Origin of the sequence: Brachybacterium sp. (assembly GCF_036379615.1) — a bacterium.
In the GTDB taxonomy this organism is placed as follows: domain Bacteria; phylum Actinomycetota; class Actinomycetes; order Actinomycetales; family Dermabacteraceae; genus Brachybacterium.
Map to the genome: position 1 here is coordinate 67,200 of NZ_DASVGJ010000061.1, position 19,439 is coordinate 86,638.

General features: G+C 72.3%; 19 protein-coding genes. 12 read left to right on the forward strand and 7 right to left on the reverse strand.

Annotated features, from left to right (window positions below):
* Entirely contained in the window at nucleotides 1-555 is a 555-nt protein-coding gene (gene rsmD / locus VF289_RS12580; protein ID WP_330884234.1) for a 16S rRNA (guanine(966)-N(2))-methyltransferase RsmD, read from the forward strand.
* Between the two features lie 10 nt (nucleotides 556-565).
* Here rsmD and VF289_RS12585 read toward each other — a convergent pair whose 3' ends face one another.
* Entirely contained in the window at nucleotides 566-910 is a 345-nt protein-coding gene (locus VF289_RS12585) for a GNAT family N-acetyltransferase (RefSeq protein WP_330884235.1), read from the reverse strand.
* A gap of 588 nt (nucleotides 911-1,498) precedes the next feature.
* Here VF289_RS12585 and VF289_RS12590 point away from each other — a divergent pair.
* Genes VF289_RS12590 through VF289_RS12600 form a run of 3 tightly spaced genes read left to right on the forward strand, consistent with a single transcriptional unit; the run spans nucleotide 1,499 to nucleotide 3,718 of the window.
* Nucleotides 1,499-2,113, forward strand: coding sequence for a hypothetical protein (locus VF289_RS12590; protein ID WP_330884236.1), 615 nt, complete (start codon nucleotides 1,499-1,501; stop codon nucleotides 2,111-2,113).
* 39 nt (nucleotides 2,114-2,152) lie between these two features.
* Entirely contained in the window at nucleotides 2,153-3,121 is a 969-nt protein-coding gene (locus VF289_RS12595; protein WP_330884237.1) for an HNH endonuclease signature motif containing protein, read from the forward strand.
* A gap of 21 nt (nucleotides 3,122-3,142) precedes the next feature.
* A complete protein-coding gene (locus tag VF289_RS12600; protein ID WP_330884238.1) occupies nucleotides 3,143-3,718 on the forward strand; it encodes a GNAT family protein in 576 nt (191 codons plus the stop codon).
* Here the strand turns inward: VF289_RS12600 and VF289_RS12605 are convergent.
* Nucleotides 3,715-4,125, reverse strand: coding sequence for a VOC family protein (locus VF289_RS12605; protein ID WP_330884239.1), 411 nt, complete (start codon nucleotides 4,123-4,125; stop codon nucleotides 3,715-3,717). The two genes, VF289_RS12600 and VF289_RS12605, sit on opposite strands and share 4 nt — an antisense overlap.
* Before the next feature lie 18 nt (nucleotides 4,126-4,143).
* Between VF289_RS12605 and VF289_RS12610 the strand changes: the two genes are divergently transcribed.
* The 7 genes from VF289_RS12610 to VF289_RS12640 all read left to right on the forward strand — a co-directional run bounded on the left by VF289_RS12610 (nucleotide 4,144) and on the right by VF289_RS12640 (nucleotide 9,009).
* Nucleotides 4,144-5,019: a helix-turn-helix domain-containing protein gene (locus VF289_RS12610; RefSeq protein WP_330884240.1), complete on the forward strand. Its 876-nt coding sequence runs from the start codon at nucleotides 4,144-4,146 to the stop codon at nucleotides 5,017-5,019.
* Nucleotides 5,016-5,396 (forward strand): DUF3224 domain-containing protein, encoded by a 381-nt coding sequence (locus tag VF289_RS12615; protein ID WP_330884241.1) that lies wholly within the window; start codon nucleotides 5,016-5,018, stop codon nucleotides 5,394-5,396. The genes VF289_RS12610 and VF289_RS12615 overlap by 4 nt, the downstream gene beginning before the upstream one ends.
* Nucleotides 5,397-5,427: 31 nt before the next feature.
* Nucleotides 5,428-5,919: a pantetheine-phosphate adenylyltransferase gene (gene coaD / locus VF289_RS12620; protein WP_330884242.1), complete on the forward strand. Its 492-nt coding sequence runs from the start codon at nucleotides 5,428-5,430 to the stop codon at nucleotides 5,917-5,919.
* Between the two features lie 33 nt (nucleotides 5,920-5,952).
* Nucleotides 5,953-6,540 carry a YceD family protein gene (locus tag VF289_RS12625; RefSeq protein ID WP_330884243.1) on the forward strand — a complete coding sequence of 196 codons (588 nt, stop codon included), beginning with the start codon at nucleotides 5,953-5,955 and terminating at the stop codon, nucleotides 6,538-6,540.
* Complete coding sequence (gene rnc / locus VF289_RS12630) at nucleotides 6,540-7,292, forward strand: ribonuclease III (RefSeq protein WP_330884244.1); 753 nt, start codon at nucleotides 6,540-6,542, stop codon at nucleotides 7,290-7,292. The genes VF289_RS12625 and rnc overlap by 1 nt, the downstream gene beginning before the upstream one ends.
* Nucleotides 7,293-7,296: 4 nt before the next feature.
* Entirely contained in the window at nucleotides 7,297-8,259 is a 963-nt protein-coding gene (gene mutM, locus VF289_RS12635) for a bifunctional DNA-formamidopyrimidine glycosylase/DNA-(apurinic or apyrimidinic site) lyase (RefSeq protein WP_330884245.1), read from the forward strand.
* A gap of 120 nt (nucleotides 8,260-8,379) precedes the next feature.
* Nucleotides 8,380-9,009, forward strand: coding sequence for a response regulator transcription factor (locus VF289_RS12640; protein ID WP_330884246.1), 630 nt, complete (start codon nucleotides 8,380-8,382; stop codon nucleotides 9,007-9,009).
* A gap of 18 nt (nucleotides 9,010-9,027) precedes the next feature.
* Here the strand turns inward: VF289_RS12640 and VF289_RS12645 are convergent, their stop codons facing one another.
* From VF289_RS12645 to VF289_RS12665, 5 genes are read right to left on the reverse strand one after another with little or no spacing between them, the layout of a single operon-like run.
* Nucleotides 9,028-10,161, reverse strand: coding sequence for a GAF domain-containing sensor histidine kinase (locus tag VF289_RS12645; RefSeq protein ID WP_330884247.1), 1,134 nt, complete (start codon nucleotides 10,159-10,161; stop codon nucleotides 9,028-9,030).
* The gene (gene cydC / locus VF289_RS12650; protein WP_330884248.1) at nucleotides 10,158-11,831 is read right to left on the reverse strand and encodes a thiol reductant ABC exporter subunit CydC; all 1,674 of its coding nucleotides are present in this window, start codon (nucleotides 11,829-11,831) and stop codon (nucleotides 10,158-10,160) included. The genes VF289_RS12645 and cydC overlap by 4 nt, the downstream gene beginning before the upstream one ends.
* Nucleotides 11,828-13,522: a thiol reductant ABC exporter subunit CydD gene (gene cydD / locus VF289_RS12655; RefSeq protein ID WP_330884249.1), complete on the reverse strand. Its 1,695-nt coding sequence runs from the start codon at nucleotides 13,520-13,522 to the stop codon at nucleotides 11,828-11,830. Before cydD ends, cydC begins: the two co-directional genes overlap by 4 nt.
* Entirely contained in the window at nucleotides 13,522-14,604 is a 1,083-nt protein-coding gene (gene cydB / locus VF289_RS12660) for a cytochrome d ubiquinol oxidase subunit II (protein ID WP_330884250.1), read from the reverse strand. The genes cydD and cydB overlap by 1 nt, the downstream gene beginning before the upstream one ends.
* 18 nt (nucleotides 14,605-14,622) lie before the next feature.
* A complete protein-coding gene (locus VF289_RS12665; RefSeq protein ID WP_330884251.1) occupies nucleotides 14,623-16,167 on the reverse strand; it encodes a cytochrome ubiquinol oxidase subunit I in 1,545 nt (514 codons plus the stop codon).
* A 374-nt stretch (nucleotides 16,168-16,541) separates the two neighbouring features.
* Between VF289_RS12665 and VF289_RS12670 the strand changes: the two genes are divergently transcribed.
* Complete coding sequence (locus tag VF289_RS12670; RefSeq protein ID WP_330884252.1) at nucleotides 16,542-19,370, forward strand: Rne/Rng family ribonuclease; 2,829 nt, start codon at nucleotides 16,542-16,544, stop codon at nucleotides 19,368-19,370.
* Nucleotides 19,371-19,439: the final 69 nt, after the last annotated feature.

The window sequence follows — 19,439 nt, forward strand, 5'->3', positions numbered from 1 at the left end:
ATGCCGCGCATCGTCTCCGGCACCCTGGGGGGCCGCACCGTCCCCGGCCCGCCCGGGAAGGGCACTCGACCCACCTCCGACAAGGTCCGCGAGGCCCTGTTCAACCGCCTCGAGGGCTGGGGCGCCCTCGTCGGCGCCCGCGTGCTCGACCTCTACGCCGGGACCGGAGCCCTGGCCTTCGAGGCCCTCTCCCGCGGTGCCGCGCACGCGCTGCTCGTCGAGCTCCACGGGCCCACCGCCAAGCAGCTCCGCCGCACCGCGGCGGACCTCGGGCTCACCGATCGCCTGGACGTCCGCGCCGGTCGGGCGACGACCGTCGCGTCCTCCCTCGTCGGTCACGGCGCGAGCCTCGTCTTCCTGGACCCGCCCTACGACGTCCCCACGGAGGCGCTCGAGGAGCTGCTGCTCACCCTCCGCCCGGCGCTCAGCGACGACGCGCTCGTCGTGGTCGAGCGCTCCTCGCGCACCCGACCGCTCGCCTGGCCCGAGGGCTGGGGCGATGACGGGACCAAGTCCTACGGCGAGACCGTCCTGCAGTTCGGCGGCCCCGCCTGAGCGGCGATGGTCAGCGGGTCATGCGGATCTCACGGAGGTCGCCGAGGTCCGCGTCGACCTTCAGCCCGCCGTCGGCGCGGAAGCCCTCCTTCTCGTAGAAGCGCCGCGCCCGGGGGTTCTCCTCGACCACCCAGAGGTAGGCGGGGCGCTCCTGCAGCAGGTCCCGCATCAGGGCCTGCGCGAGCCCGGTGCCGTGGAAGGCGGAGTCGACGTTCAGCGCCTGGAGCTCCAACGGACGGGGCGCCTCCTCGTCCCTCGACGGGCCGACGGTGAGGAATCCCGCGGGGGCGCCGCCCGGCGCGCGGCCGATGCGGAGCCGTTCCGAGAGCTGCTCGCGCGACCACTGCGCGAGCATCCGGTGCCATGTCGTGCGGCGGGAGGCGAGCGCCGCGTCGCCGAGCGCATGCTCCGCGACGATTCCTGCATACGCCTACCGCCACACGCGATGGTGCAGCTCGGCGAGGGCGTCGGCATCCGCCGGCGCGGGCAGTCGAGCGTGAAGGCGGGGACCGTTCCGCCCGCTCCGCCCGCTCCGCCCGCTCCGCCCGGTGCGACGCGTGGGACATCGGAACTCATCGCCTCAGCGTAGGGGCCGACGGATGCGCCGTCCACAATCTTCCGAGGGGTATTGCGGCGCGCGCGGATATGTGTATCCAGAAGTATTATGCGCCTGACCTCGCGGCTCAGCGAGGAGCGCCATTGATCGCGGCTCGACCCGTGGTGCCCATCTCTGGTCACAACGAAAGGTGACCAGGGAGTATCAACAAGATGTGCCTCCAATGTGGACACTGCGACCGTTCCTCCACCGACGACGGTCATCCACATTCCGGGGAATAATCTCAACCGCCCTGGCGTGAGTCGAACAGGTGCACTAAAAGGGAAGGGAGGTCGACGAAGAGCGGCCCGATCCAGTGGTACTCGACGGGGAGCAGGGGAGGACGTCATGGGCGAGTTCATCGATCGATCCGACGAGCCCTTCGATGGGTCTCGTGACCAGGCCGGACCCCTGGGTCCCGCCGGCCCGCCCCGCGCCGTCGTACGAGCCCGTCGGCCGCTCACTCCCCAGGCGCTCGTCGAGCGCGCCGAGGTCGTTCCCCGCAGCATCGAGGCGGAGACCGTGCTGCGGATCCATCGCCGTCGGCGCGAACAGCACGCCGCCCTCTACGTCGCCGAGATGCGGGACCTCGCCTCGCTGTGGTCCGAGGACGACGAGCATGACGAGAAGACCCTCCACGCCCTCGCGGCCGCGGCGGCGCTGCGGGTGAAGCTCCCGCGCGGCGAGGACCGGGTGCGCGATGCGCACGTCGCGGTCGAGCATCTGCCGGCCTGCCTCGCGCGCGCCGGTCGGGGCGAGATCCCCGTCGAATGGTTCGAGTGGCTGATCCGCAGCGTCCTGCGACTCAGTCCGGCACAGCGCCTCCAGGTCGACGAGCGCGTGGCCGCCTGGCAGCTCGAGGCGATCGACGTGGAGCGCTTCTACCGCGAGCTGCGCCTCCTGGTGGAGTGGTTCGGCCGCGCTGTCGTGCAGGAGAGCCCCGAGGAGCAGCGCGGCGTCTAAATCCAGCCCTCGCCCGACGGCGACGGCACGGCTTGCCTCATGATCCGAGGCCCCATCCCGGAGCTCACCGCCTTCGGGCACCGGCTCGATGCCGCCGCCCGCACCGTGCAGGACGCCCAGCGCCGCGCCCTCCGCGAGGGGTCCCCCATCCCCTTCGACCTCGACGGCGACGTCGCCCGGCAGGGGAGGCACATGTCGCTCGAGGCGCTCCGGTACGCGGTGGCGCTGCGCTCGGCGCTGTCCACCGGCGTGGTCGAAGTGCCCGAGCCGAGCTTCCGGATCTCGGTCGTGGTGCCGGTCCTCACGCTGCTGAGCCTCTCGCACGCTCCGGCGACCCTGGACGGCGTCCTCCCGATCCCGCCGCGGATGGCGCGCCAGCTGGTCGCCAAGGCCCCGGCCTTCGAGCGGGTGCTCACCGACCCGATCTCCGGCGCCTACCTCGCCTCCGCCTCTCGCACCTACCGCCCCACCGCCGCGATGGGCGAGAACCTGCGTCTGATCGACCCGATCTGCGCCGTCCCCACCTGCGCCCGCAACGTCATGACCGTCGGCGAGGCGGACCACATCGAGGAGTTCGACCTCGAGCACCCCGCCCGGGGCGGCCCCACCTCCCTGGACAACCTCCACCGCCTGTGTCGCACCCACCACCGGATGAAGACCAGCGGCCGGCTCGACCCCGAACGGGATCCGGTCACCGGGGTCACGCGCTGGAGGATCGGGGACGCCGCGGTCAGCGAGGTCGCCGCGAACACGGATCTCGTCACCAGGGAGCTGGCAGCACGGCTCGAGCACGCCTGGGAGCAGTACCACGCAGACATCGAGGTCGAGGCTCTGACACGTCTCGGCGCGCTCGACGAATCGCCCGACGAGGCCGCCGATCGTGACGAGGCGTATCGCTGGGGGCTGCACCTCACGGAGTACTACTCCCGTCCCGAGTACGACCAGGACGACGACCCCGGCCCACCGCCCTTCGACCCGCCGCCCAGGCAGGGCCCGCCACCGTTCTGACCCGCGGTCTACGCTGGGCCGGTGACCCGCGCGCTCTCCGACCTCGACTGGCCCCTCCGCACCGATCATCTCGACCTGCGGCCCGGGCGTCCTGAGGACGCCGCCGCGGTGTGGCCCTGGTACCGCCTCCCCGAGGTGCAGGAGTGGACCACCACCCTCAGCCCGACGCTCGAGGCGCATGAGCAGTGGTGGGAGAGGAGTCTCGACAGCTGCGTGGTGGGCCTCCAGGACGGCGAGATCGTCGCCAGCGGCAAGGTCGACGTCCAGGATGCCTGGTCCCAGGCCGACATGAGAGACCAGGCCGCCGGCCAGCAGGCCGAGATCGGCTGGGTGCTGGACCCCGCGGTGCACGGGCGCGGTCTCGGCACCGAGTTCGCCGCCGCCCTCCTCGACCTCGCGATCGACGGCCTCGGGGTGCGCCGCGTCGAGGCGGGCTGCTTCGCGGAGAACCTCGCCTCACGGCGCGTCATGGAGAAGATCGGCCTGCGCCACGAGGGCACCTTCCGCGAGGAGTCCCTCCACCGCAGCGGCCGCTGGCTGGACGGCATGTCCTACGCCCTCCTCGCGAGCGAGCACCGCGAGCGCTCCCGGCACTAGCCCCAGGCCGAGGCGTCGGTGAGGCAGAACGGATGCCCCGCAGGGTCACGCAGCACGATCCACGTCTCACCGGGCTGCTCGGCCACGCGTTCCGCGCCGAGCTCCACGCACCGGCCCGCCGCCTCCTCGAGATCCTGCACCGCCAGGTCGAAGTGGAACTGCTTGTGCCCCTCGTCCGGCCAGGACGGCGCGCGGTGGTCCGGCACCGCGCCGATCCCCAGGGCATGGGACGGGCCGGTGAGCATCGCGTACTCCGGTGTGGAGACCGCGATCGGCCAGCCCAGCACCGCGGACCAGAAGGCCGTCAAGGGTCCGGGGTCGATCGCGTCAAGGGTGATCATCGCCAGCCGGGCGACGGGCTGCGTCTCAGTGGGGGCAGAGGGGGATGTGCTGTCGGTGTCCGTCATGCCTGCCACACTCCTCCCATGAGCACCGCGGACGATTGGACGAAGGCGACACCGGCGCCGGCGCACATGCTCGGCCACGTGCTCCAGCCCGACGAGCTGCTCCGTCATGCCCGCTACGACCACGCGGCGCCCGCCCCGGAGCTCCAACGCTGGGTGGAACGGTACTGGTCGGTGACCTGGAAGCTCCCGCCCGGCCAGGAGCGTGTGGCGAGCACTCTCGACGACCCCGGCATCCACCTCACCCATGAGTGGGGAGGAGTCCGACGGGAGGGTGCAGGGAGCGTGGGGGACTGGATCACCGGGCCCGTCTCCCGCGGCCGCTTCGACGTGACCCAGCACGGCAGCGGAGGCGTGGTCGGCGTGCGCTTCCGCCTCGGAGGCACCACCGCCTTCACCACCGCGGCACCGGCCGAGATCCGTGACCGCACCGTCCGCGCGGCGGAGTGGCTCCGTCGCGGCGACCTCGCTCTCCCCGACCTGCGCGACACCGCGACCGCCGCAGCACCGACACTCGACTCCTGGCTGCTCGCCCTCGCTCCGCACGATGCTCCGGGATTCGCCGAGTTCACTCAGATCCTCGACGTGCTCGAGGACCCCGAGGTGACCGGCACCGGGGAGCTCGAACGCCGCTCGGGCCACGGGACACGCTCCCTCCAACGGCGCTTCCACCGCTTCCTCGGCATCGGTCCCAAGCGGATGATCCTGCGGGCCCGGGTCAGCGACGCCGTGGCGGCCATCGACCGGGGCGACCCTCGGTCCCTCAGCAGGCTCGCCCACGACCTCGGCTGGTACGACCAGCCCCACTTCGATCGCGACTTCCGCGCCGTGACCGGCACGACGCCCTCGGCCTATGCCCGCGGGCGCGCGCCGCGATACCCGATACTGGGAGCATGACCACCCACCGCGCCGCCTTCACCGTCGACCTCGTTCCCGGCGAGACCCTCCCCGGCGCCGCCGGGCGTTTCGACCTCGCCAAGACCTGGTCCGGAGCCGCCGCAGGGACCTCTCGCGGCGTCATGCTCACCGCCGGCGACCCCGCCACCGGCAGTGCCTCCTATGTCGTCAGCGAACTCTTCGACGGGACGCTCGACGGGCGGGCGGGCAGCCTCGCCCTCCAGCAGCTCGGCACCATGGCCGGAGGCGAGCCCGAGCTGCGGTACGTGATCGCTCCCGGGTCCGGCACCGGTGAGCTCGCGGGTCTCACCGGCACCCTCACCATCAGCTCGATCGACGAGGACGGCTCCCACCACGTCATGATCGAGCTCGACTGAACCGCCCGGCCCGGAGCATTACAGTGGCGTCATGAGCACCGTCGTCCTGCCCGGCTCGTTCGACCCTTACACGCTGGGGCATCTCGATCTCACCCGCCGGGCCGTCGCGCTCGGGCACCGGGTGATCATCGCCGTCTCCCACAACCCCTCCAAGCAGGGGCTCCTCGACCTCGAGGCGCGTACCGGCGCGATCACCGAGACGCTCGAGGCGGAGGGTCTCTCGGGTGATGTCGAGGTGCGCACCCTGCCCAGAGGGCTGCTGGTCGATTTCTGCCGCGACGTCGGAGCGGGTGCGGTGGTGCGCGGCCTGCGCTCCCAGCTCGACCTCGCCTACGAGGAGCCGATGTCCCGGATGAACCAGCACCTCTCCGGTCTCGACACCGTCTTCCTGCTCACCGACTCGGCCTGGTCCCACATCTCCTCCTCCCTGGTGCGGGAGGTCCACGCCCTCGGCGGTGACGTCTCCGACATGCTCCCCGCTCCGTCCCTGGACGCGCTGCGCACCGCCGCGGCCGTATCCTGAGTGATCCCCTCGACACGAACAGGACAGTCACGAATGTCTTCCGACAACGCCCCCTCCACATCGCTCGACACCGCGCTGGTGTTCGACGCCGTCGACCTCGTCGGCCGCATCGGCTCCCACCGACGCATCGAGCGCACCGTCCCCGCCCCGGCCCGCGAGGCCGGCGGTGTCGCGATGCAGGTCCCCGAGGGCCAGGACATCGCCGTCGAGGCGGAGCTCGAATCCGTGGTCGAGGGCATCTACGTCCACGGCACCGTCACGGCCCATCTCGAGGGCGAGTGCTCCCGCTGCCTGGACCCCGTCGAGCAGGACATCACCGCCCGCCTCGACGAGCTGTTCATGTACCCCGAGAAGGTCAAGGCGGACGAGAAGGAGGACACCACCCTCTTCGAGGACGACGCCGTCAACCTCGGCCCGCTCAGCCGCGACGCTCTCGCGATGGACGCCGACGAGCGCCCCCTGTGCCGGGAGGACTGCCCCGGCCTGTGCAGCCAGTGCGGCTTCCGCATGGAGGACGACCCGGACCACCAGCACGATGTCATCGATGACCGCTTCGCCGCGCTGCAGGGCCTCTTCGACGAGACGCCGGACGAGAACCCGCGCACGGGCGAGGGGGCCTGATGGCACGCAGGCGCCGCGCCACGGAGGCCGCCGCCTCGGCCGGCCTGCTGGAGCACCTCCCGCTGGATGCCGGGCAGGGTGCCGACCTGCAGGAATCGGGACTGCTCGAGCTGGCGCTGACCCATCGCTCGTACTCCTACGAGCATGACGGGCTGCCGCACAACGAGCGGCTCGAGTTCCTCGGGGACGCGGTGCTCCAGCTGGCCGTCACCGAGCACCTCTACGCCTCCCATCCCGCCCTGCCCGAGGGCGATCTCGCACGGCGCCGGGCCGCGACCGTGAGCACGCGCGCGCTCGCCGTCATCGCCTCGAAGCTCGACCTCGGCGCCTACGTGCGCCTGGGCCGCGGCGAGGACCTCACCGGAGGCCGGGCGAAGTCCTCGATCCTCGCCGACACCACCGAGGCCGTGATCGGCGCCGTGCACCTGGCGCTCGGGCAGGACATCTCCCGCCGCTTCGTGCTGGACCTGCTGCGCCCGCTGCTGGACTCGGACGAGTTCCTCGAGACCGGGTACGACTTCAAGTCCCGCCTGCAGGAGATCGCCGCCGCGGAGGGCTCGAGCGTCGGCTACGAGATCACCGAGGCCGGCCTCGAGCACCAGAAGACCTTCACCGCCACCGTCACCGTGCCGGGGATCGTCACCGCCAGCGGTGAAGGCGCCTCCAAGAAGGACGCGGAGCTCGCCGCCGCGCAGAACGCGGTGCGCGGCGTGCTCGCCGAGCGCGGCGAGACCCTCATCCCGCGAGGCTGAGGCGATGCCCGAGCTGCCCGAGGTCGAGGTGGTGCGTCGAGGTCTCGAACCCCGCACCGTCGGCCGTACCGTCGCCGCGGTCGAGCTGCTCGACGCACGCATCATCCGTCGGCAGCAGGGCGGCATCGACCGGCTCCGCGCCGGCCTCGTGGGATCGACGTTCACCGCCGTCGCACGTCGCGGGAAGTTCCTGTGGTGGAGGCTGGCCGACGAGCGCGGCACCGAGACCGGCGAGGCGCTGATGGGCCACCTCGGGATGAGCGGCCAGCTGCGCCTCGCGACGGCCGACGGCGCCGCCGTGACCGACGAGACCGCAGCGGCCCCCGTCGCGCCCTCCGAGGGTCCCGCGTCCGACCCGCTGCGCCATCGCCGCCTCTCCCTCCACCTCGACGACGGGGCCCGGGTGGACCTCATCGACCAGCGCCTCTTCGGTGGTCTGTGGACCAGTCAGCTGGTCGCGGCCGGAGACGGGAAGCTCGCCGGGATCGGCAGCCCCGATGCGCTCCTGCCCGAGGGCGCCTCCCACATCGCCCGCGACCTGCTCGACCCCGCCCTCGACCTGGCGGCCGTCGCTCGCGCCCTGCGCGCACGGCGCAGCGGCGTGAAGTCGCTGCTGCTGAACCAGGAGATCATCTCCGGCATCGGGAACATCTACGCCGATGAGGCGCTGTGGGCGGCCCGCACCCGTTTCGACACCCCCGGCAGCGCGCTCAGCCAGCGACGCGCCCTGGCGATCCTCCGTGCCGCCCGCGAGGTGATGGAGCGGGCTCTCGCGGTGGGCGGCACGAGCTTCGACGCCCTGTACGTGAACGTCGACGGGCGCAGCGGCTACTTCGCCCGGAGCCTGAGCGTCTACGGGCGCGAGGGCGAGCCGTGCCCGCGGTGCGGGGGCACGATCCGTCGGGTGATGTTCCAGAACCGCTCCTCGCACTTCTGCCCTCGGTGCCAGCGGCGCCTGGCGGGGTAGAGGGGAGCGCTGTCGCGCGGCTCGGCCCCGCGCGCGAACGGCCCGCGGAACGTGCGCCTGACCAGTGCGGTAGATTCGATGTGCACACGCTCAGCAGGACCACGCGAGGAAGGACGCTCCGTGACAGCGACCGATCAGCCCGGCCCGATCCGGGTGATGCTGGTGGATGACCACGAGGTCGTCCGTCGCGGCATCGTCACCGTGATCGACGCCCACGAGGCGCTCAGCGTGATCGGTGAGGCCGCCTCGGTGGCCGAGGCGAACCGACGCCTGCCCGCGATCCGTCCCGAGGTGCTGGTCGTCGACCTGCAGCTGCCCGATGGCACCGGCATCGACGTGATGAGGACCGCTCGGGGGCTCGACCCCGCGCCGCGGATGCTGGTGCTGACCAGCTTCGACGACGATGCCGCGATCCGTGAGTCGAAGGCGGCCGGCGCCGCCGGGCTGATGCTGAAGTCCGCCCGCTCGCTGGAGATCGTCGAGGCGATCAGGGCAGTGCATGCTGGGCGCTCGATCTGGCCCTCCGACCACGCCGAGGAGGGTCCGGAGCTCTCGGAGTCCGATCAGCGGATCGTGGAGCTGATCGGCGACGGCCACTCCAACCGCGAGATCGCCGACGCGCTCGGCATCGCGGAGAAGACGGTGAAGAACCGTGTCACCGTCATCCTGCAGGCGCATGGCATGCAGCGGCGCACGCAGGTGGCCGCGATGGTCGCCGCGCGTCGGCGGGCGGGCTGGAAGCCGCAGTAGAGCGCTCGAGCCTGCGTCTCAGACGGCCGGCAGCGTGACCCGCCAGGAGATCATCGTGCCGGGCTCGAGGGTGATCGCATCCACCCAGCCGGAGTGACGCCGGGCGCGGGAGGAGATGTTCGCGAGGCCGCTGCGGCGCCGCACGGAAGGGTCGATGCCTCGGCCGTTGTCCGAGACGTTGACCTGCACCACGCGGTCCACCCCTTCGGAGAACACCGCGATCGTGACCGCCACCGCGGTGGCGTGCGCATGGCGGGCGGCATTGGCCAGGCACTCCCGCACCACGGCCACGACGTCGTCCGCGATCTCGGGCGGCAGCTCGGCGTCCATCTCCGCCGGGTGCGGAGGCAGTCGCATGGACGGGACGAAGCCCAGTCCGGCGGTCGCCAGACCCACCTCGTGGCGCAGCTGCTCGGTGAGTGTCGCGGCGGCGCGCTCGCGGCGCAGCGACTGGACGATCTGGCGGATCTGGGCCACCGCGTTCTCGACCCCCTGCACGGAGGTCGCGACGGAGCTGCGGATCCGGGCGTTCGAGGGCGTCATCCCCGGCGCCTCGAGCGAATCCACCAGCCCTTCCAGCTCCATGCCCACCGCGAACAGCTCCTGGATCGCGAGGTCGTGCAGGTCCCGGGCGATGCGTCCGCGCTCGTCGTCGATCTCGGTGCTGCCGCCGCGCAGCGGTCCGCGCAGGGTGAGGGCGATCAGCCCGGAGAGGGCGTCCAGCCGCTCGCGGTCTGCAGGGTCGTAGGGGGTCGAGCCCGTCGGCCGGAGCGTCGCGAGCAGCCCCAGGCCGTGCTCACCCGCGTCGATCACCCCGATCAGCGCGCGCTGGGGCTCGCCGCCGAGCTCGAGCTCGGCGATGGCCTCGAGCGCCTCCGCATCGGCGGCGTGCAGCGCCCGGCCGGCCGGGGAATCGGGCGGGACCCCGGCGCCCAGCAGCACCGACGCATCCGATCCGTCGACCATCTCGACGGCCCACGTGTCCGCCGCCAGCGGCATCACGAGCAGCGCGCTGCGGGCGTCGAGGTCCGTGCGCGCGGAATGCAGCAGCAGGGCCAGCAGGTCCTCGGTCTCGCCGCCGGCGAGGACGGCACCCCCGAGGTCCTGGATACGGGCACGATCCGGCCGCGGGGGCGGAGAGATCGAGATCATCGATGCTCCTCGAGTCGGAGGATCGGCGTCCCGGCAGGGATCGCCTCCGCGCGGTGGGTGACGACCACGACAGTACTGCTCGCGGGGGCGAGGGCGGACCCCGCAGGGGAGAGCAGGGAGCGCAGGAGTGCATCGCCGCGGGCGGTGTCGAGGTGCTCGGTCGGCTCATCCAGCAGCAGCACCGGACCGCGGCGCACCACGGCCCGCGCCAGCAGCAGCCGGCGCCGCTCGCCACCGGAGACGGTGGTGCCGTCCGGGCCGAGCAGGGTGTCCAGGCCGTGGGGCAGGGTCGCGACCCAGTCGGCGAGGTCCACCGCCTCGAGCGCCGCCCGGATCTCCGGGTCCCCGAGATCGCCCCGGACCACCTTCACGTTCTCCCGCACGGTGGTCGCGAACACGTGGGAGTCCTCGGCGAACATCGTCACGCCCGCGCGCACCGCAGCGGGGGAGAGGGAGGCGAGGTCGTGCCCGTCGAGCTCCACGTGTCCGTCCAGGGGCTCCAGCAGGCCGGCCAGCGTGGCCAGCAGCGTCGACTTCCCGCTGCCGGAGGCACCGAGGATCGCCAGCCGGGAGCCGGGCGGGAGGTCGAGGTCCAGATCCCGCACCCGCGGGGCGTCCGGGGACCAGCCGGCCGTGAGCCCCACCGCACGGAGGGAGGCGGTCGGCGGGCGCTCCGGAGCGGGGGCGGACACGGGGGGCTGCGCGTCGCCGTCCGGCCCGACCAGCTCCGCCAGCCGCTCGGCCGCAGCCCGGGAGCGGGCATGCTGCGCGGCGGCCGCGGGCAGGGCGGTCGCGGCCTCGAAGGAGGACAGCGGCAGCAGGAGCAGGATCCCGATCTGCCCCGCCGAGGCGCTGCCCTCCGTCCAGAGCGCGCCGATCGCCAGCAGCGCGCCGCCGAGGGCGAGGATCATCGTCAGCGGCACGGCCGCGGCGGCCACCGCCGCGGGAAGGGCGGCGCGATCGATCGCGACGTCGTGCGCCTCCTGCCGCGACCGCAGCTGCGCGAGCTCCTCCTCGAGGCGGCCCTCGAGGCGCAGGGAGGTGGCATCGTCGAGGATCTCGAGCGCCTGCGCACCGACCCCGGCCCGGGTCTCGAGCACCGCCTGCTCGGACAGGCGGGCGGCGCGGTGGGCCGCCGCAGGGGCGAGCACGCTCGCGAGCACGAGGGCGGCGAGCATCACGGCGGCGACGGCGGGCGAGAGCGGGGCGAAGGTCGCGAGCACCGCCACGGCCATCACCACCGCGACGATCCCCGGCACCACGGCCGTGATGACATGGTCCCCGAGCTCCTGGGCATCGTCCCCGAGCCGGGAGAGCAGGTCGCCGCGGCGCAGTCGGGTCAGGGCGTCGTCGGTGCGGGCCGCGAGGGCGGTGAACAGGTTCGTGCGCAGGGAGACCACCCCGCGCAGTGCCACGTCGTGGGTGAGCATCCGCTCGAGCCAGCGGAACGCGCCGCGGGAGATCCCGAGCGCACGCACCATCACCACGGCGACCGTGAGGTCCAGCACCGGTGGCATCGTCCAGGCGCGGGTGACGAGATAGGCGGAGACCGCGGCGAGCGCGAAGGCGGAGCCGAGGGTCGCGCAGGCCGCGAGCACGGCGGCCAGCAGCCGGGCCCGGGGGATCTCCAGGGCGCCGACGGCCTGTCGCAGAGGGGAGGCGGTGGTCATCGAGCGACCTCCTTCGACGCGGTTGCCATGCTCGTCACGCTCGTCGCGTCGTCGGCGACCTCCACCAGCCGGGAGCGATGGGCGATCACCACCACGGTGCGACCCGAGGACCGCAGGTCCCGGATCAGGTCCAGGACCACGTCCTCCGCGGCGCCGTCGAGATGGGCGGTGGGCTCGTCGAGCACCACCAGCGGGGCGGGGGAGAGGACCGCCCGGGTGAGCGCCAGACGCTGCCGTTCGCCGAGGGAGAGGCCGCGCCCCGCCCGACCGAGATCCGTGTCCCAGCCGCGCTCGGCGATCACCGCGTCCAGTCCGGTAGCCGCGGCCGCCGCCTCCAGCGCGGTCTGCTCCGCGCCGGGCCGTGCGGCGGTGAGCACGGAGCGGATCGTGCCCGCCGGCAGCACCGGGCGCTGCGGGAGCCAGGCGACCTGCGCCCACAGGCTGCGCCGCTCGAGGTCCTGCACGGCGGTGACGGTGCCGTCTGCGGCGATGACCTCGGCACGGCCCTCGTCGGCCGGCAGCAGTCCAAGCATCACGTGCGCCGCCGTCGACTTCCCGGCGCCCGAGGGGCCGGTGAGGGCGAGCACCCGGCCGGGCCTCGCCGTCAGCTCGGCGCGGTGCGGCGCCATGCCGTCCCGGGAGCGGACGGAGACCCCGCGCAGGGCGAGGGTGGAGGAGGCCAGGTCGGGGGCGGGGCGGTCGCCGTCGGCCGGTGCCTGCTCGGCGAGCACGGTGAAGGCGGCGTCGACGGCGGCCAGGCCGTCCGTCGAGGCGTGGTACCGGGCGCCGACGTTGCGCAGCGGCAGGTAGACCTCCGGGGCGAGGACCAGCACCGCGAGGGCCGGGGCGAGCTCCATCTCCCCGTACACCAGGCGCATCCCGATGCTCACGGCGATCAGGGCCACGCACAGGGTGGCCAGCAGCTCGAGCACCATCGAGGAGAGGAAGGCGTAGCGCAGCGAGCCCATCGCGGAGGTGCGGTGGCGGTCGCCGAGCCGGCGGACGGTCGCCTCCGGGCCCTTCTCGCGGCCCAGCGCCCGCAGGGTGGGCAGGCCGTCGACGAGATCCAGCAGCTGCGCCCACAGGGAGCGCATGTCCACCAGGAGCTTCTCGGAGCGACCCACCGTGAGCTTCCCGATCAGGATCATGAACAGCGGCACCAGCGGCAGGGTGACGAGCGCGATGACGGCGCTGAGCGGATCCAGCACGCCGATGGTGAGCAGGCACAGCGGGGTGATGGTGAGCGTGAGCAGCAGCTGCGGCACGTAGCCGACCAGATAGGGGCGCAGGTTCTCGATGCCGGTGGTGGCCAGTGCCGTGAGGTCCGCGCCGCGGCCGGCGCCCGCCCGCGGGCCGAGGCGGGCGGCATGGTCGACGATCCTGCCGCGCAGCTCGCCGATGGCGGCGGTCGCGGCCCGGTGGGCGGTGGCCTCCTCGACCAGCACGGCCCCGGCGCGCAGTGCGAGCGCCACGACGAGCAGGAGCAGCAGGCCGGGAGCGGCCTGCGGCACCCGGCCCTCGACGAGGAGCTCGGCTCCCAGGCGCGCGACCACGAGCGCGGTCACGATCACGCAGGCCGCCTGCACGAGGCCGAGGGCGACCGTGCGCACCACGTGACGCCGCGCCGCGGCGACCTCGCGCACCAGTCGCGGGTCCAGCGGGGCGCGGCGTCTTCTCCTGGCGGTCTCCATCAGTCCTGCTCGAACGCGTCCCGGTAGCCGCGCCGAGCCTTCTCGAGCAGCTCTGCGCCGGGGGCGGGGGAGTCCTCGTCGCTCACCCGGTGGCGGAAGACCCGGTACGTCCAGGCCGTGTACGCGAGCACGACCGGCAGCAGGACGACCAGCGCGACCAGCATCACCGTGAGCGTGTGCTCGGTCGAGGAGGCGTTCGCGACCGTGAGCGAGTGCGCGGGATCGTTCGTGGCGGGCAGGACGTAGGGGAACAGGCCGCCGAACAGGGTCAGCGACGCGGCGGCGATCGCGGTGGTCGTCGCGGTGAACGCCCACCCCTCGCGGCGCACCCGGTTCAGCGGCACCACCGCGACCAGGGCCGCGGCCGCGAGGGCCAGCGGGATCCAGGTGAGCAGCGTGTGGGAGTGGGCGAGCTGGTACCACACGAGGTAGGCGGCCCCTGCGAGGATCGTCGGCCCCACCAGGCGCCCGCCCAGGCGGTTCACGTCCTCACGCAGCGGCCCGTCGAGCTTGAGGGAGAGGTACAGCGTGCCGTGCAGCCAGAACAGCAGCACGAACACGGCCCCGCCCAGCAGGGCGAAGGGGTTCAGCAGGCCCAGCAGGGAGGTGGTCACCCAGCGGTTCTGGTCGATCTCGACCCCGGCGACGATGTTGGAGAAGGCCACGCCCCACAGGAACGCGGGGGCGAGCCCGCTGAGCACGTGCACCGCGTCCCAGGTGCTCCGCCAGCGCTCGCCCTCCTCCTTGTCGCGCCACTTGAAGGCGCACACCCGCACGATGAGCGCGAGCAGCAGCCCCAGCAGCGCGAGATAGAAGCCGGAGAAGAGCGTCGCGTACCACTCGGGGAAGGCCGCGAACATGAGGGCACCGCCGGTGATGAGGAAGACCTCGTTGCCGTCCCAGACGGGACCGATGGTCTTCAGCAGAGTGCCGCGGGTCCTCGTGCCGCGCCGCCAGAAGGCGCCGACGTTCATCTGCACGCCGAAGTCGAAGCCCTCGAGCACGAAGTAGCACAGGAAGAAGAAGGCGATGAGGAAGAACCAGAGGGTCTGGAGCCAGGAGGGCTCGAGCAGGGCGTCCATGAGGGGTCGGGTCCCTTCTCAGTAGTCGAAGGAGAGGGTGGGGGTGTCGGGCTCGCCGGTCTCGGGGTCCCGCTTCGCGAGCGGCACGCCCCTCAGAGCGGCCTTGCGCATCATCTGGAACCAGAGCACGGCGAGCACTCCGTAGACGAGGGTGAACGCGACCAGAGAGGTGAGCACCATCCAGCCCGGATGGCTCGAGACCCCCTGCATCGTCATCAGCCGCACCGTCGGATCCAAGGGGTTGGGGTGGACGACCCAGGGCTGGCGGCCGATCTCGGTGAACACCCAGCCGGCGGAGTTCGCGAGGAACGGCATGGGGATCGCCAGCACCGTGAACCACGCGAAGGCGCGCGAGCCGCTCGTGCGTCCCTTGCGCGTCACCCACAGCGCCCACAGCGCGACCACCCCGCTGAAGGCCGCCAGGCCCATCATCAGGCGGAAGGACCAGTAGGTGACGAACAGGTTCGGGCGGTAGTCGACCGCGACCTCGTTGCCGTGGATGTCGGTCGCGGTCTCCCCGAACTGCTCCTTGTACTGGGCGTTGAGGTCATCCACGCCCTGCAGCGTCGCGTGGGGGTCGTTCGTGGCCAGGATCGAGGTGACATAGGGGACCTCGATGAGGTGGGTGACGCCGTCGCAGTCGGTCGAGAAGGCGTCCGGGCCGCCGACGGTGAGGATCGAGAAGGGCACCTCGGAATCGGTCACGCAGTGCGCCTCGGCGGAGGCCATCTTCATCGGCTGCTGCTCGAACATCAGCTTGGCCTGGGCATCGCCGGAGATCACCAGCACCACGGCGGAGATGCACATCGCGATGACGCCGAAGCGCACCGTGGGGCGGTACAGGTCGCGGGCGGCGAGATGCTGCTCCTGGCCCTCCTCGGTGTCCAGGCCCAGCGTCCGGGCCCGCTGGTGGTGGCGCACCATGTGCCAGGAGGCCACGCCGGTGAGGAAGGCGCCCGCGACCAGCCAGGCGCCGGAGACGACGTGCGGGAACGCGGCGAGGGCGGTGACGTTCGAGAGCACCGCGAGGATCGAGCCCTGGGAGGGATCGAGCTCGGCGCGCCCGGTCTCCGGGTTCAGCGCCGCGCCGACGGGATGCTGCATGAACGAGTTCGCGGCGATGATGAAGTAGGCCGAGAGGGTGGTGCCGAGCGCGACCGCCCAGATCGTCAGCAGATGGATCTTCTCGGGCAGCTTCCCCCAGCCGAAGATCCACAGTCCCAGGAACACCGACTCCAGGAAGAAGGCGGCCAGCCCCTCGAGCGCCAGCGGCGCACCGAACACATCACCCACGAAGCGCGCGTACTCGGACCAGTTCATGCCGAACTGGAACTCCTGGACGATGCCGGTGGCGATCCCGATCCCGAAGTTCACGATCAGCATCGAGCCGAAGAACTTGGTCATCCGGGTCCAGGCGTCCTTGCGGACGGGGTCCTTCGCGAACACCGCACGGGTGTTCATGATCGCGACCAGCAGGGACAGGCCGATGGTCAGCGGCACGAAGACGAAGTGGTACACGGTGGTGATGCCGAACTGCCACCGTGCGAGGTCGAGGGCATCCATGGGAACTCCGGGGTGGAAGGGGGACTCGCTGCCAGGAACGCTATGGCCGCGGCGCGCTGTATCGGAGGACGATGGTCCTCCCGCGACGGTGATCCCGGCCACCCCCGGTCCGCATGTCGGCCCCGAGGGCCGAACGGCCCTGTGCCATACTGAGCGCGGCACTCTCCTGCTCCGTACCGGGTGGGGGAACCTCCAGGCGTCGAGACGTCGGAGCACCGGCTACGCGGACGACCGCGACCGCAGTGCTCCCATGGTCGGCATCGCAGCGCTTCCTCGGTGGAGCTGCGCGACGGCGAGGGCCAGAGACTTCCGTCCCCAGGGACGATGACCAGACGGGACCAGGGTGCGCTGGTCCTCCAGAAGGAGACGGCCGCATGGCTGACAGCACCCCCCATCCCGAGAACGACGCGCCGGACGACACCGCAGGCGCACCCCCCGCTCGACGCCGACGTCGCGCCGCCGGAGCCCCCGCCGGTGCCCCCGCCTTCACCCCGCCGACGGTCGCCGCGCCCGAGAGCACCGGCCCCCGCACGGTGGTCGCCTCCCAGGACGCGGCTCCCGCCGAGCCCGCTCCGGTCTCCACGACCAAGCGCCCTCGCCGTCGCGCCGGAGCTCCGGCAGGAGCCCCTGTGATCCCGGCACCGGTGCAGACGCCCGAGCCCGAGCCCGCCGTCGAGCAGCCCGCTTCCGAGGAGCCGGCGACCGAGCAGCCCGTCGAGGACGAGTCGTCGCAGACCGAGTCCAGCCCCGTCGTCGACGACCTGCGTGCACTGGCCTCCGCCCGCGGCGCCTCCGAGGACGATGTCGACGCGGCGGGCGATGACCGTGCCCGCCGTCGCGAGCAGGTCCAGATGGACTTCGCCTCGCTCCTGTTCCAGGCGCCCACCCCGCAGCCGCGCACCACGGTCCCCTCGCAGGACGCGGGCGGGGAGACGACGGAGGAGTCGGAGAGCTCCGAGGGCGAGGACGCGCAGGAGGAGCAGGCCCCGCGCTCGCGCCGCAGCCGCAGCCGCTCGCGCCGCTCCTCGCAGTCCGACGCCCGGTCCGCGGAAGCGGGTCGCGAAGGCGACACGGACTCTGCGGACGAGGACGATCAGGACAGCTCCGACGAGGAGCGCGGCGAGGAGCGCTCCTCCGAGATCTCCGGTTCCCGCCGTCGTCGGCGCCGCGGGGGCCGCGGCCGCCGGGGTCGCGGGCGCGGAGAGGACGAGGGCTCCGACGGCGCCAGCGGCGAGGACCAGGACGACGCCGAGGACTCCGCGCAGGACGAGCGCTCCTCGAACGCGCGGGACTCCGAGTCGGGTGCCGACTCCGACCCCGGCTCCGGCTCCTCCAGCTCTCGTCGTCGGCGTCGTCGTCGCCGGTCCGGGGGCAGCGGGGACGACTCCACGTCGCCGGATGATCCGCCGAACACCGTTGTGAAGGTCCGCGAGAGCCGTGATGCCAAGGACGAGGTCAAGGCCGTCAAGGGCTCGACCCGTCTGGAGGCCAAGCGCCAGCGCCGTCGGGAGGGTCGCGACGCGGGCCGTCGCCGCAACGTCATCACCGAGTCCGAGTTCCTCGCCCGGCGCGAGTCCGTCAAGCGCTCCATGGTGGTGCGCGAGCGCCCGGGCCGCACCCAGATCGCCGTGCTCGAGGACGACGTCCTGGTCGAGCACTACGTCGCCCAGAAGTCGCAGACCTCCATGGTCGGCAACGTCTACATGGGCAAGGTCCAGAACGTGCTGCCCTCCATGGAGGCCGCCTTCGTCGACATCGGCAAGGGCCGCAACGCCGTGCTCTACGCCGGCGAGGTCAACTGGGACGCGGTGGGCCTGGAGGGTCAGCCGCGCCGCATCGAGCTCGCGCTCAAGAGCGGCGACCCGGTGCTGGTGCAGGTCACCAAGGATCCGATCGGCCACAAGGGTGCCCGCCTGACCAGCCAGATCTCCCTGCCCGGTCGCTACGTGGTGTTCGTGCCCGGCGGCTCGATGACCGGCATCTCCCGCAAGCTGCCCGACACCGAGCGCACGCGGCTGAAGAAGATCATGCGCGAGATCATTCCCGAGGACGCGGGCGTCATCGTGCGCACCGCCGCCGAGGGCGCGAGCGAGCAGGAGCTGACCCACGACGTCGAGCGCCTGCGCGCCCAGTGGGAGAAGATCCAGAAGGCGCAGAAGGCGAGGTCCGCGCCGGTGGCTCTCTCGCAGGAGCCCGACATCGCGATCAAGGTGGTCCGCGACGTCTTCAACGAGGACTTCACCTCGCTGATCGTCGAGGGCGGCAAGGTCTACGACGATGTCCACGCCTACGTCTCCGAGGTCGCGCCCGACCTGCTCGAGCGGGTCACCAAGCACGTCGGCGACAAGGACGTGTTCGCCAAGCATCGGATCGACGAGCAGCTGCTCAAGGCGATGGACCGCAAGGTCTACCTGCCCTCGGGCGGCTCCCTCGTGATCGACCGCACCGAGGCCATGACCGTGGTCGACGTGAACACCGGCAAGTTCACCGGCTCCGGCGGCACCCTCGAGGAGACCGTCACCAAGAACAACCTCGAATCCGCCGAGGAGATCGTGCGTCAGCTGCGGCTGCGCGACATCGGCGGCATCATCGTCATCGACTTCATCGACATGGTGCTCGAATCCAATCGCGACTTGGTGCTGCGGCGCCTGGTCGAATGCCTGGGCCGTGACCGCACCAAGCACCAGGTCGCCGAGGTGACCTCGCTGGGACTGGTGCAGATGACCCGCAAGCGCGTGGGCCAGGGGCTGGTGGAGACCTTCTCCAGCACCTGCGAGCACTGCAACGGCCGCGGCCTCGTGGTCGACGTCGACGGCGAGCACCAGCACGGCGGCAACGGCGACGGCGGCGGGAACGGCGGGGACGACTCCTCGAAGTCCTCGCGCCGCCGCGGTCGTCGCTCGCGCGGCGGGAACGGCGGCGGAGGCGAGTCCGACGGCGCCGAGGAGAGCACGGAGGAGTCGCAGGCCGATGTGCACCGCCTCGAGGACGACGAGGACAGCCGCGCGCTGGCGCGGGCCACGATCGCCTCGATCGCAGCGGCCTCGGGCACTCACACGCAGCCCGAGGTGACGGTCGACGGCGACGTGGTCAACGCCTGGGAGCAGGACGCCCCCGCGCAGGACGCCCCCGCGCAGGACGCCCCGGCACAGGACGCTCCCGAACAGGGCACCCCCGAGCAGGGCACCCCCGAGCAGGGGTGACGCGTTCCACAGGGTGTGACGGCGTTCTCGCAGGTCGGACCGTGTCCGGTGGTTGACCGGCAGGTCGCG

What these genes read in the sequence shown, in the direction of transcription:
- coaD (WP_330884242.1), top strand. Translation starts at nt 5,428, where the DNA reads ATGAGCACCGTCGTCCTGCCCGGCTCGTTCGACCCTTACACGCTGGGG.
- VF289_RS12625 (WP_330884243.1), top strand. Translation starts at nt 5,953, where the DNA reads ATGTCTTCCGACAACGCCCCCTCCACATCGCTCGACACCGCGCTGGTG.
- VF289_RS12615 (WP_330884241.1), top strand. Translation starts at nt 5,016, where the DNA reads ATGACCACCCACCGCGCCGCCTTCACCGTCGACCTCGTTCCCGGCGAG.
- mutM (WP_330884245.1), top strand. Translation starts at nt 7,297, where the DNA reads ATGCCCGAGCTGCCCGAGGTCGAGGTGGTGCGTCGAGGTCTCGAACCC.
- cydB (WP_330884250.1), bottom strand. Translation starts at nt 14,604, where the DNA reads ATGGACGCCCTGCTCGAGCCCTCCTGGCTCCAGACCCTCTGGTTCTTC.
- VF289_RS12605 (WP_330884239.1), bottom strand. Translation starts at nt 4,125, where the DNA reads ATGACGGACACCGACAGCACATCCCCCTCTGCCCCCACTGAGACGCAG.
- VF289_RS12595 (WP_330884237.1), top strand. Translation starts at nt 2,153, where the DNA reads ATGATCCGAGGCCCCATCCCGGAGCTCACCGCCTTCGGGCACCGGCTC.
- cydC (WP_330884248.1), bottom strand. Translation starts at nt 11,831, where the DNA reads ATGACCACCGCCTCCCCTCTGCGACAGGCCGTCGGCGCCCTGGAGATC.
- VF289_RS12670 (WP_330884252.1), top strand. Translation starts at nt 16,542, where the DNA reads ATGGCTGACAGCACCCCCCATCCCGAGAACGACGCGCCGGACGACACC.
- VF289_RS12590 (WP_330884236.1), top strand. Translation starts at nt 1,499, where the DNA reads ATGGGCGAGTTCATCGATCGATCCGACGAGCCCTTCGATGGGTCTCGT.
- VF289_RS12585 (WP_330884235.1), bottom strand. Translation starts at nt 910, where the DNA reads ATGCTCGCGCAGTGGTCGCGCGAGCAGCTCTCGGAACGGCTCCGCATC.
- VF289_RS12610 (WP_330884240.1), top strand. Translation starts at nt 4,144, where the DNA reads ATGAGCACCGCGGACGATTGGACGAAGGCGACACCGGCGCCGGCGCAC.
- VF289_RS12645 (WP_330884247.1), bottom strand. Translation starts at nt 10,161, where the DNA reads ATGATCTCGATCTCTCCGCCCCCGCGGCCGGATCGTGCCCGTATCCAG.
- VF289_RS12665 (WP_330884251.1), bottom strand. Translation starts at nt 16,167, where the DNA reads ATGGATGCCCTCGACCTCGCACGGTGGCAGTTCGGCATCACCACCGTG.
- rnc (WP_330884244.1), top strand. Translation starts at nt 6,540, where the DNA reads ATGGCACGCAGGCGCCGCGCCACGGAGGCCGCCGCCTCGGCCGGCCTG.
- rsmD (WP_330884234.1), top strand. Translation starts at nt 1, where the DNA reads ATGCCGCGCATCGTCTCCGGCACCCTGGGGGGCCGCACCGTCCCCGGC.
- cydD (WP_330884249.1), bottom strand. Translation starts at nt 13,522, where the DNA reads ATGGAGACCGCCAGGAGAAGACGCCGCGCCCCGCTGGACCCGCGACTG.